Origin of the sequence: Niallia sp. 01092 (assembly GCF_052318935.1) — a bacterium.
Lineage (GTDB): Bacteria > Bacillota > Bacilli > Bacillales > Cytobacillaceae > Niallia.
This window is the reverse complement of record NZ_JBQRKO010000014.1, coordinates 123,925-136,700: the sequence shown is the minus strand read 5'-3', so window position 1 is coordinate 136,700 and position 12,776 is coordinate 123,925. Positions and strand designations below refer to the sequence as shown.

The window sequence follows — 12,776 nt, the reverse complement described above, 5'->3', positions numbered from 1 at the left end:
CGTTTAGCGACGAATGGACTGGGGCTAGACAATTATTAATAAGAGGAGAGATTAATATGAGTACAACAGTAAAAGAAGTAAAAAACAATGCGGATGAGAAATACACACAGGTGAATGAGTATATTCAGAAAGTTCTTCAGTTAATTGAAAAACAAGACGTGACAAAAGAAGAAGCTGCTTGGATAACACAAGAAACAGTTAATGGCTTTAGAGACCATGTGAACCCAGGGTTTCTTGAATATCGAAAAACAGTAACGATTGATACACAATTTGCTGCAGTAGAATGGTCAGATGAAGGTTCATGCTTTACAGATGTTAACGGGAAAAAATATATCGATTGCCTAGGTGGTTTTGGAATCTACAATGTTGGTCACCGCCATCCAAAAGTAGTAAAAGCGGTTGAAGACCAATTAAAACGCCAAGCATTACATAGTCAAGACTTATTGGATCCACTTCGTGCAATGCTTGCAAAAATTCTAGCGGATGTAACGCCTGGAGATTTAAAATATTCTTTCTTTACGAATAGTGGTACGGAAAGCGTGGAGGCTGCCCTAAAGCTAGCTAAAATGTATAGCGATCGCACGACATTTATTTCAACTACTCGATCCTTTCACGGAAAAAGTCTCGGCTCCTTATCAGGTACAGCAAAAGGGATGTTCCGTAAGCCATTTTTGCCATTAATACCGGGATTCCGTCATGTTCCATTTGGAGATATCGACATGATGAGAAAGACATTTGAAACATGTGCATTAGTAGGTGAAGATGTGGCAGCAGTTATTCTTGAACCAATCCAAGGTGAAGGTGGGATTATTCTACCTCCTGAGAATTATTTGAAACAAGTACGAGAATTATGTGACCAGTATGATGCTATTCTTATTTTTGATGAGGTTCAAACAGGAATGGGAAGAACAGGAAAAATGTTTGCCGCTGATTTATATGAGGTTGTACCAGACATTTTATGTTTAGCGAAAGCATTTGGTGGTGGAGTAATGCCAGCTGGTGCCATCATTGCGAAAGAGCATGTTTTTAAAAGTCTTTTTGACAATCCATTTATGCATACAACTACGTTTGGAGGAAACCCGCTTGCTTGTGCAGCAGCGATTGCGACTTTTAACGTATTAATAGAAGAAAATTTACCGGAACGTGCTGCTGAAATAGGAGAATACTTTTTAAATGAACTAAAAGAAGCTGCCAAAGGTCATGAAAATAAAGTGATGGAAATTAGAGGAAAAGGATTGATGATTGGGATTGAGTTTCACCAAGATGAAGTCGGCTACGCATTATCTAAAGGAATGTTTGATGAAGGTATCTTAGTAGCAGGAACCCTTGTAAACTCAAAAACTATTCGTATCGAGCCGCCTTTAACGATTTCAAAAGAAGAAGTAGATCATGTAGTAAGCAGCTTTAAGAAAGTACTAGAACAAATTTAAATATAAGTTAGTTAATATTAAACTAATGCTCCTTTGTTAAGTGAAAAACAATGTTAGAAAATCTATCAAAACACAAGACAAGTTTTTGAAAATTGATATATTTAGATTAGGAACAAATGAATGAAAGTCAGTCATTAAGAGGTTGTAAAAACTTTTTATATTATCCCTGATAGTGATTGACGTTCATTCATAGTTTACGTAATTACTTATTTCAAGATAAATTTTCATAATATTCAGCTTTTAATTTAAAGGGGGAAGATACGTGCAAAATGTTACATTAAAACGTTCATTGAAATTATGGCAAATTGTATTAATGGGGATAGGTTATATGACCCCTATGGTTGTATTTGATACGTTTGGGATTGCGTCTGAACTTACAAATGGACATGTCCCATTAGCCTATTTAATTGCGTTAGTTGCAATGCTGTTAACAGCTGTCAGCTATAAAAAAATGATTCAAGTGTTTCCGACAGCAGGTTCAGCGTATACATATACGCAAAAAACAATGAACACTCATATAGGGTTTGTAGTTGGATGGTCTGCGTTAATGGATTATTTATTTTTGCCAATGGTGAATGCCTTGATTTTTCAAATTTATCTACATTCCCTTTTCCCAAGCCTTCCTGAATGGATATGGGTTGTTGGATTTGTTTTCATTACAACATTGCTGAATTTACGAAGCGTCAATTTTACAGCTAATTTTAATACCTTTCTTGTTTTGTTTCAAATTATCATATTAGTTCTATTTATTAGTGTGGCAATCAAAGGTCTTTTTAACGGTGAGGGTACCGGTGCACTCTTCTCTTTGCAGCCTTTTTATGAAAAAGGCTTAGATATATCGAGCCTTGTTGCAGGTGCAACATTGATGTGCTTCTCTTATTTAGGTTTTGACGCAGTTGCGATGTTGTCAGAAGAAACGCCAAATCCTAAAAAAACAATTCCCCGAGCTATTTTTCTGACTGCTCTTATAGGTGGAATTATGTTTACGGTAACAGCCTATTTTATTCAATCTGTTTTTCCGAGTCCATCAGATTTTAAAAATCCAGAAGCTTCCTCTCCTGAAATTGTTCTATATATGGGTGGAGTATTCTTTCAAATGGTATTTCTAGCAGGTGGACTGGCAGGGGTAATCGCTTCAGGGATTTCCTCCCATGCTAGTGTGTCTAGGCTACTGTATGTTATGGGTCGTGATCATATTCTCCCGAAAAAAGTATTTGGATATGTTCATTCTAAATTAAGAACGCCTGTTTTAAATATATTAATAGTTGGTTTAGTTTCCTTGTCAGCGATCTTTTTTGATTTAGGAACGGCTACTAGCTTTATTAATTTTGGTGCATTAATTGCATTTACTTTTGTAAACTTATCCGTTATCGCTCATTTTGCAGTTCGAAAGAAAAAACATAAAACGACAAAAGAATTATTTAATTACATTATCATGCCTCTTTTAGGTGCTGGAGCTATTGCAATCCTTTGGTTAAATCTTGAAAAAAATTCTTTCATCGTAGGGATTAGCTGGGCTGTGATAGGGTTTGTTTACCTTCTAATTATCACAAAATTCTTTAAAGTTAACCCTGGAAAAATCAGCTTTAATGAAATGGATGAGCTTGAACCGTCAAGCCAAATTGATGTGGATATAAAAACAATGTAACAGAAAATTAAAAAAAACTATGTTAGAAAATATTACAAATATTCTGATAATAATAAACGAGCATGGTATGATGCTTTTAACAAACAGATTTACTTCATCAAAATACAAAAATGAATTAGAGATTGTAATCGTAGAATGTCTTAAAGATAACGACCATATTTGAGTTGAATTCTCTATGTAAAGTTGTGTTTTTCACCTAGATTTACAGAGGGAGGTATAATATTGCAACAATTAAAAGTACGTGAAGAAGAAATTTATCAAATTTTAAGAAAGGCCATCTTTAATACAGAGCTTTTACCAGGAACGCAATTAATTGAAACTTCTCTTGCTGAAGCTTTTGGAGTAAGTCGTACGCCTATTCGAGCTGTATTACAACGTTTGAAATATGATTCCTTAATTGTGATGATTCCAAATCGAGGGGCGTTTGTATATTGTCCTGATCCAAAAGAAGCGGAACAAATCTTTTTTGTTCGTCAAATTTTAGAACCAGAAGCGGCAGCTTTAGCAGCTATTCATGCAACCACGCAGCAATTGAAATTTATTAAAAATTGTTTAGATCAAGAACTTGAGCTTTATAAACAAAATGAACCTAAAAAAGCTCTTCCTATCATTGAACAATTTCGTATGAAAATTATTGAAGCTTCTGGAAATCCATATTTATTTGATAGTCTTAGGAAAATAATTTCTTTAACTCACATTATTCTAACATTTTATGATGTTTCAGATGATCATTGCTTTGATGTATATAATGAACATGTTTTATTATATGAAGCTATTAAAGCCAAAAATTCAATGGAAGCGAAAAGGCTTGCTTATCATCATATTCCAATGATTACAAAAGATATCGATTTTTCGAAGAAATTTACTTCTTCCCTTTCAATTAACCAAATTATAGAGAAATATACTTGATTTTTGGGAACTATTGTATACAAAAATTGTACCCTAAAAGGGGTGTTATATTCTATTCAAATAGAACACCTTCTAACAAGGAAGAACCTCTATTTTTTTTAGTTAAATTGTATACAAAAATTGTACACTAATAGGTTCGTTCTATTTTCAGAAATCACTTTCTATTAAATATAGTATTAAGAAGAAGCTTTATTTAAAAAAATAAATTATATAAAATCTTTGTGCACTAAAGGAGGATTTAAAATGTCATTTATTCAAATGAAAACAACGATACCAGGACCTAAGTCAAAGGAATTATTAAAACGAAAAGAGGCAGTTGTCCCTCGTGGACCGTTTAATACGGTTTTGTCATTTGCAGAGCAAGGGGAAGGTGCTTTGTTGACAGATATTGATGGCAATACTTTTCTAGACTTTGCTGGGGCGATCGGTACCTTAAATGTAGGACATCGACCTGCTCAAGTGGTAGAAGCTATAAAAAATCAATTAGATAAGTATATCCATACTTGTTTTAATGTCATGATGTATGAACCTTATGTAAAGTTAGCAGAGGAATTAGTTCGAATTACACCTGGTGATCACGCGAAGAAAGCTTTTTTTGCGAATAGTGGTGCTGAAGCGGTTGAAAATGCGATTAAAATTGCGCGTAAATATACAGGAAAGAAAGGGATTATTTCTTTCGAAAGAGGTTACCATGGACGTACGCTTTTAACTTTATCGTTAACGAGTAAGGTAAAACCATATAAATTCGAATTTGGACCATTTGCTCCAGAAACGTATAAGATCGGTCATCCTTATTACTATCGCAAGCCGGAAGGTATGACGAATGAACAACTGGATCAAGAAATGCTGCAGCGATTAGAAAACTTCTTTATTTCTGAAGCACCAGTTGAGGAAATCGCCGCTCTTATTATTGAGCCAGTTCAAGGAGAAGGAGGATTTATTGTTCCATCTGCAAGTTTTATGCAGGGTCTAAAGAAAATTTGTGAAAAGTATGGGATTTTATTTATTGCAGATGAGATTCAAACAGGCTTTGCTCGTACTGGAACGATGTTTGCGATTGAACAATTTGATGTTGTACCAGATTTAATCACAATCTCCAAATCCCTTGGGGCTGGTCTTCCTATTTCTGCTGTTGTTGGAAGTTCAGAAATTATGGATGCTCCGAACCCGGGTGAAATAGGGGGTACATATGGTGGAAGTCCACTTGGTTGTGTAGCGGCTCTTGAGGTTATTAAAATCATTGAAGAAGAAAAGTTAAATGAACGCTCTCAAAAGATTGGAAAGCTTTTAACTACCAGATTTAACTCATGGAAAGAAAAGTATCCAGAAATCGGCGAAGTACGCGGATTAGGTTCTATGGTGGCGATTGAATTTGTAAAGGATCCTGTGACAAAAGAACCGAACAAAGAGATTGTTAGTCAAATTATTAGTGCTGCTCAACAAAAAGGTGTCATTCTTTTAAATGCGGGAATATTTGGGAATTGTATTCGTGTTTTAGTGCCGATTGTGATAACAAATGAGCAGCTTGAAGAAGGTTTAAGTGTGCTTGAACAGGTAGTGGAGGAAACACTTGGGAAGCGAATCACTGTTTGATAGTAAACTAGTCTGATTTTTGTAGATTCATTATTTACTATTAGGGGGAATTTATATGAAAAAGCAGTTTCAACTATTATTATTAGCAACGATTCTTTCGATTATTTTAGTAGGCTGTGGGAGTCCAAATGAAAAAGCTTCTTCAGATGGAAACAATGATTCTACTAAAGTCAGTAATACTTTAGAGGAAGCAAAGAAAAAAGGGGTATTGGTCGTTGGTTCATCTAATGATGCACCTTTTGCCTTTATTGATAAAGATACAAAGGAATTTAGCGGCATAGACGCTGAAATTATGAAAGAAATTGGGAAACGCCTTGGTATACCAAAGGTTGAAATGAAAGAAGTAAAATTTGAGAATTTGTTACTCGAATTAAATAATAAAAATATTGATATGGTAACGGACGGAATGTATATAAAACCTGAACGAGAGAAAATCGTCAATTTTACAAATATTTGGTATACAGAAGGTGAAGCACTTGTCGTTTTAAAGGATTCTCCTATTAAAGGCCTTGATGATTTAAAAGATAAAGTTGTTGGTGGTCAAAAGGGTACAGCTTTTCTTGAATTTGCACAAAAGCTGCAAAAAGAGGGGAAAATCAAAGAGGTTACAGTCTTTGGTTCTCAGGCTGAACTATTATTAGCGGTAAATACGAAAAAGATTGATGCTTGTATTACGGATAGTGCAGTTGCAGGGTACAGTATCACAAAAGATCAATCTTTAAACATAAAATTAGTTTCTCCTTATAAAGCAGAAGCCGCTGGAAATATTGGAGCTGCAGTAAGAAAGAATGACACAGAGCTTTTAGAAGCGGTAAACAAAGAATTGAATAATTTAAAAGAAGAAGGCTTTATCTTGGAAGTCCTTAAAAAGTATGGACTAAACGAAGATAATTTTGTTCCTGCAGGAAAATAAGTGAGGGAGGGGGGAGAATATCCTTCCCTTTCTTCTATTAAAGAGGTGATGGAATGAATGTAATAGAGAATTTAGATTTTGCAACAGCTTTTCGAGAGCTTAGTTCTGTTTTATGGGAAGGAATTTGGATTGTACTAGGTGCAACTTTATCTGGTTTTGCTTTGGCCCTTCTATTAGGAACTTTAATTGCACTAGGAAGAATTTCGAAAATAAAAGTTTTAAATGGGTTATTAGTGATAGTGTTAGAAATTATTCGCGGTACTCCTTTACTTGTTCAATTAGTGTATATGTACTATGTAGTTCCATTGCTGATCACATTAGTGGGACAAATCTGGAGCCCAGAATATCAATTTAATCTTAGCCCATTTGTAGCGGGTATGGTTGGATTAGGTGTTAACTATGGTTGTTATTTATCAGAGGTTATACGTTCAGCCATTATTTCAGTAGATAAGGGGCAAACAGAAGCAGCTTTAGCTCTAGGATATACCAATCGTCAAGCCATGTGGTCAATTGTTATTCCGCAAGCTTCCCGAATTGCCCTTCCAACCTTAGGAAATTATGTGATCATGATGATTAAAGATACCTCTCTTTTAGCTTTTATAACTGTGAATGAGTTATTGCTTCGTACTCAAGCTTACGCCTCTCAAACGTTTTTAACAATTGAATCCTATACGATTTTAGCTGCAGCGTATCTTATCTTAAGCTTACCTTTGTCACAGTTAGTTCGTATGATGGAGAGGAGATTGATGCGTCATGTGTAAACCTATAATTGAAGTAAAACAGCTTTATAAGTCTTTTGGATCTAATGAAATTTTAAAGGGAATTGATTTAAAGATTTCACAAGGTGAGAAGGTTGTAATAATTGGTCCTTCGGGATCCGGAAAATCAACGCTGCTACGCTGCCTCAACTATCTGGAAATCCCGACATCTGGAATAGTAAAAATAGAAGGACATTATTTTGTAGAACCGAAAAAGAAATTTAATGAAAAACATGTTGCTTCGCTTCGAACTGAAGTCGGCATGGTTTTTCAGCGGTTTAATTTATTTCCTACGATGACAGCGCTAGAAAATGTCATGGCAGCTCAAATCAAAATTCGAAAAAAGTCAAAGGAAGCTGCTAGAGAAACAGCAGAAAAATATTTAAGAAAAGTAGGATTAGAAGAAAGGATGAATCATTATCCTAGCCAACTCTCTGGAGGACAACAGCAAAGAGTGGCGATAGCTCGTGCGCTTGCGATGGAGCCGAAAGTCATGTTGTTTGATGAAGCTACGTCTGCGCTTGATCCTGAATTAGTCGGGGAAGTTTTAAATGTTATACGGGGTCTTGGAGAGGAAGGGATGACCATGGTTTTAGTTACTCATGAGATGAAGTTTGCTGAAGAAGTTGGTGATCGAATTATTTTTATGGATGGCGGAGTAATTGTAGAGGAGGGGCATCCAAAGGAATTTTTCCACAATCCTCAGCATGAACGGACTAAATCATTTATTAAAAAGGTTGGACATTAATTAGGAGGAAAGAAATGATACATATTGGATCGTTTATTAATGGAAAAGAATTAAAAGGGGATAAACGTAAACAGCACGAGGTACTCAGCCCATACAATGGCAAGCTAGTAGGGATCGTTGATTTTTCTACATTGGATGATCTTGAAGAAGCGATTAACGTTGCTCAACATACTTTTAAAAACACGATGAAAAACATGCCAGCACATCAACGATCGGATATTCTCCGTAAGTCTGCCGATTTATTGGAAGCACGTACAGAAGAGTTTGCTCAATTGTTATGTCAAGAAGCAGGGAAGCCGATTCGGGATGCGAGAGGAGAAGTGGCTCGTGCTGTGATGGTATTACGTTTTGCATCGGAAGAAGCAAAGCGGAACGATGGAGAGCTGATTAAAATGGATTCGGCTGTAGGCGGGGAAGGAAAAATTGGGTTGGCGAAACGAATTCCGGTAGGAGTAGTAGCTGCGATTACGCCATTTAACTTTCCTTTAAATCTTGTGCTCCATAAGCTTGGGCCAGCTATAGCTGCTGGCTGTACAGTAGTCTTGAAACCAGCAGAGAAAACACCGCTTTCTGCGATGAAATTAGTGCAATTAATGAAAGAAGCCGGTCTTCCAGACGGGGTGATTAATGTAGTAAATGGACTAGGAACAGAACTTGTCCCTCCGTTAGTGACACATCCATATGTTAAGAATGTGACGTTTACAGGCAGTGGTCCGGTTGGTTTTAAGATTAAAGAAATGGCTGGCAATCGAAAGGTCACTTTAGAGCTGGGATCGAATTCACCGAATATTATTTTTGAAGATGCTAATATAGAAGCGGCAGCAGCAGGTGTGGTAAAAGGTGGATTTGCCTTCGCCGGACAAGCATGTATTTCTGTTCAACGTATTTACGTTCATAAAGAGGTGTATAGCTCATTTTTGGATGCATTGTTGCCAAAGATTGAAACGTTAAAAGTGGGAGAGCCATCCCAGGAAACGACCGATATTGGTCCGTTAATTACAGAAGATGCAGCGAAACGAGCAGAGGATTGGATTAATGAAGCAGTGGCAGAAGGGGCAGTAGTACTTACAGGTGGCCAGCGTATAAATACAATTCTAGAGCCAACTGTGCTCGCAAATGTAAATCCTTCTATGAAGGTTGTCTGCCAAGAGGTGTTTGCCCCGATTGTGACGGTTATTCCTTTTGAAACAGAAGAAGAAGTGATTGCTGCCGCAAATGACTCGGATTATGGATTGCAGGCCGGTGTGTTTACTTCTGATATCCAACGTGCTTTCCGACTTTTTGATTCATTGGAGACGGGCGGAGTTTGGATTAACGATGTCTCAACTGTTCGTCAAGATAATTATCCATATGGCGGCGTTAAGAAAAGCGGGAACGGTTTAGAGGGAGTTCCTTATGCAATCGAAGAAATGACAAAACTCAAATTTCTTGGAATTAACTTGAAGTAATGAATAAAAACTCGGAGCGATAGTAATCGCTCTGAGTTTTTCCTTATCCTTTGTTTTATCAAGCAATTTCGATTATCCTCTTTTCCCTACGAGGGATTGTAAAAATAATTGATTATAAAGTATAATGAATGATAGTCAGTCATATTGAAGTCACCTTAAAGGAATATAAGATTTATATAATAAAATATCGATAATTAGTAACTAGAATGAGAGGTATATATGAAAACTTGGTCGATTAATATCTTTTTTATTATGTTAGGATCAGCCATTGTGGGATGGGGGGTAAACTATTTCAATATTGCAAATGGACTCTCAGAAGGCGGCATTATGGGGATCGCTCTGATCCTTAATTACTTATTCAGCTGGGATCCGGGCTTATCGAGCATCTTCATAAATATGCCTTTGCTGTTGATAGGGTGGAAAATAATGGGGAGGGAAAGTTTTATCCTCACTATTGTAGGAACGGTATGTTTGTCTGTTTTTCTAACTATTTTCCAACAATGCTCCCTTGTAATGGATGATAAGCTGCTGGCATCGATATATGCGGGAGTAGCAGTTGGAATAGGTTTAGGCATCGTATTCAGATTTGGTGGCATGACCGATGGTGTAGATATCATCGCGAGATTATTTCAAAAATATTTTGGTTGGAGCATGGGGAGCACGATACTGATTGTTGATGCGGTTGTTTTGCTGCTATCTTTAGTTTATTTAGATTTGGAAGGTGCAATGTACACGATTTTAGCTGTTTTTGTTGGAGTTAAGCTAATTGATTACATACAAGAGGGTTCCTATGCAGCAAAAGCCGTCACTATTATGTCGATAATGCCAGAAGCAATTTCAAAACAAATACTAGCTGAATTGCAAAGAGGAGTAACTTTTCTTAATGGAAAAGGTGGATATACAAGACAGGAGAAAGAAGTTATTTACTGTGTTATTAGTCGTAAAGAAACGGTAAAACTAAGAAAAATTGTAACTAAAATCGACCCTAACGCTTTTATTATTTTTAATAATGTTCATGAAGTGTTTGGGAAGAGATGGAAAGATGTTGATGATTAATGGACTGGTACACATGTACTACCTGAAAGATCTTGTTTCATAAATATTCCACAGTATAAGGTAGTTGTCTTTTAGGGAGGGAATGTGTTTTCTCTTCCTTTTAAATATGCTGTGTTTCTAAGAGATTTGTATGTTTTGTACATCTATGTTGAATAAATTTAGTTGAACTTCTCTAGACAAAAGTCAGAGTTAATGATAAACTCAAAAAAGTTTGGTTCCTACAAGATTCTACTAAATTCAACATAAAAAGATGGGTAATTTCTAGTATTATAATATTCAAAATAAGTTTCAAACTTTATTAACTCTCATTTTTTCACTCCCCTCTATCTATAATCGATGCAATAAACTCTCATTTAATATGGAAAATCGTTGTGGATTAATTCTTTATACAGGATGCTTAAATAGAATACAACATAAAGCTCCTAGAGGTTATTTTGTAGAAGGGTTAAGTAAGAAACTTTGTAGCTTTTTATCCCGTATGAACGGGCAATAATACCCCACTAATTGAAGTTTCACTTTATTAAAGTTGGAATGAAACGTTAAAACCCGGTTGTAAATTTTACACCAAAACCATTTATTTTAAAGAAAAGAGGTTTTGATAATGGCTAACACTTCTGAGATTGCAAACACTAAACGCATTACAAGTAATATTTTTAAAGGTTCAGTTGGAAATCTAATCGAGTGGTATGACTGGTATGTATATTCTGCATTTGCCATATATTTCTCATCCCAGTTTTTTCCTGAAGGAGACGCGACAAGTCAACTACTTAATACGGCTGCTATCTTTGCTGTTGGTTTTCTAATGCGTCCATTAGGGAGCTTGTTAATGGGACGTTATGCTGACCGTTATGGCCGCCGTGCCGCTCTGTCACTCTCTATTACTGTTATGGCTAGTGGTTCCTTAATTATTGCCGTTACACCAAATTATAGTTCTATTGGCTTGCTATCTCCTATTATTCTTGTTATAGCACGTTTGCTTCAAGGGATATCTTTAGGAGGAGAATATGGAACCTCCGCAACTTATCTATCTGAGATGGCTAGCAGCGGTCGTCGAGGTTTCTACTCAAGTTTCCAATATGTTACGCTTGTAGCTGGACAGATGGTAGCATTAGGAGTGCAAATCATTCTTCAGAACGTCCTAAGCGAAGCAGATATGATGTCTTGGGGATGGCGTATTCCTTTTATCATTGGAGCAATAGGAGCGTTAAGTGTTTTATGGCTGCGCCGCTCAATGGATGAATCAGAACAATTTAAGAAGATGGATTCTAAAGAGAGAAAAAATGCTGGTACGATAAAAGCGCTAATGAAGCATCCTAAGGCTGTGTTAACAGTTGTAGGACTAACACTTGGTGGAACAGTTGCTTTCTACACATACACAACTTATTTACAAAAATTCATGGTGAATTCTGTAGGACTTGACAAAGGTGTTGTTACTTGGATTAACTTTATTGCTTTACTAATATTTGTCGTACTTCAACCTATTGGCGGTATGCTGTCTGATAAAATTGGACGCCGACCATTATTAATGACTTTTGGCATTTTAGGAACATTGATAACAGTGCCTTTATTCATGTTGATGAAACAAACAACCAGTCCCGTTGTTGCTTTTGTTCTTATGACGATTGGGCTTGTTATTGTAACAGGTTATACTTCAATTAATGCAATTGTAAAAGCTGAGCTCTTTCCAACGGAAATTCGTGCACTTGGCGTAGGTCTTCCTTATGGTCTTACCGTTGCGATTTTTGGTGGAACTGCCGAATTTATCGCCTTATGGCTAAAAAGCATTGGATCTGAATCACTGTTCTTTTTCTACGTATCAGCCTGTATTGCAGTAAGCTTTTTTGTCTACTGGCGTATGGGTGAATCTTCAAAAGGCTCCAAAATAGAAGCTGAGCTGGAGACGGAACAAAAGCTAGAAACTGGTAAATCATCTTAAATATAGAATTACTTATTGGTGGGTAGCCCTTTTGGTTACTCACCAATTTTATTTTGTTGCCTTTTTAGGGCTCTAAAAACTAGAGGTGAATGTGAGGAAAGGTTACATCGGGAAATGCGGATATTCGTCTTTATTTGTCAATAAAACTGCGAGAATCTTAGGAAATAATTAATAAAAAGAGAAGATTGTTTTTAGTGGATGAATATTGTTTGCATGTAAATAATTGGGTTTGTGGTGCAATCCATAAAATACTAATGTTTAATTTGAATATATTTTACTCTATTTTTATACAAATAGAAGTTTTTATTATGAAAATAAATACATTTTATTATATAAA

10 protein-coding genes are annotated in these 12,776 nt (G+C 36.1%); all 10 read left to right on the top strand.

Going from position 1 to position 12,776, the window contains the following annotated elements; translation table 11 throughout:
- The first annotated feature begins 56 nt into the window (after positions 1-56).
- The 10 genes from ACTXGU_RS14590 (at position 57) to ACTXGU_RS14545 (ending at position 12,439) form a co-directional block, all read left to right on the top strand.
- Positions 57-1,430, top strand: a complete 1,374-nt coding sequence (locus ACTXGU_RS14590; protein ID WP_443482257.1) for a putrescine aminotransferase — start codon at positions 57-59, stop codon at positions 1,428-1,430.
- Positions 1,431-1,692: 262 nt separating this feature from the next.
- Complete coding sequence (locus tag ACTXGU_RS14585) at positions 1,693-3,078, top strand: APC family permease (RefSeq protein WP_443482252.1); 1,386 nt, start codon at positions 1,693-1,695, stop codon at positions 3,076-3,078.
- A 222-nt stretch (positions 3,079-3,300) separates the two neighbouring features.
- Positions 3,301-3,987, top strand: a complete 687-nt coding sequence (locus tag ACTXGU_RS14580) for a GntR family transcriptional regulator (protein ID WP_443482251.1) — start codon at positions 3,301-3,303, stop codon at positions 3,985-3,987.
- A 243-nt stretch (positions 3,988-4,230) separates the two neighbouring features.
- A complete protein-coding gene (gene gabT / locus ACTXGU_RS14575) occupies positions 4,231-5,580 on the top strand; it encodes a 4-aminobutyrate--2-oxoglutarate transaminase (protein ID WP_443482250.1) in 1,350 nt (449 codons plus the stop codon).
- A gap of 55 nt (positions 5,581-5,635) precedes the next feature.
- Positions 5,636-6,493, top strand: a complete 858-nt coding sequence (locus tag ACTXGU_RS14570; protein WP_443482249.1) for a substrate-binding periplasmic protein — start codon at positions 5,636-5,638, stop codon at positions 6,491-6,493.
- Positions 6,494-6,546: 53 nt separating this feature from the next.
- Entirely contained in the window at positions 6,547-7,254 is a 708-nt protein-coding gene (locus tag ACTXGU_RS14565) for an amino acid ABC transporter permease (protein WP_443482248.1), read from the top strand.
- A gap of 4 nt (positions 7,255-7,258) precedes the next feature.
- A complete protein-coding gene (locus tag ACTXGU_RS14560) occupies positions 7,259-7,999 on the top strand; it encodes an amino acid ABC transporter ATP-binding protein (RefSeq protein ID WP_443482256.1) in 741 nt (246 codons plus the stop codon).
- A gap of 14 nt (positions 8,000-8,013) precedes the next feature.
- Entirely contained in the window at positions 8,014-9,447 is a 1,434-nt protein-coding gene (locus tag ACTXGU_RS14555; RefSeq protein WP_443482247.1) for an aldehyde dehydrogenase family protein, read from the top strand.
- 219 nt (positions 9,448-9,666) lie between these two features.
- Positions 9,667-10,503 (top strand): YitT family protein, encoded by an 837-nt coding sequence (locus tag ACTXGU_RS14550; protein ID WP_443482246.1) that lies wholly within the window; start codon positions 9,667-9,669, stop codon positions 10,501-10,503.
- A 601-nt stretch (positions 10,504-11,104) separates the two neighbouring features.
- Positions 11,105-12,439, top strand: coding sequence for an MFS transporter (locus tag ACTXGU_RS14545; protein ID WP_443482245.1), 1,335 nt, complete (start codon positions 11,105-11,107; stop codon positions 12,437-12,439).
- The last annotated feature ends 337 nt before the right edge of the window (positions 12,440-12,776 follow it).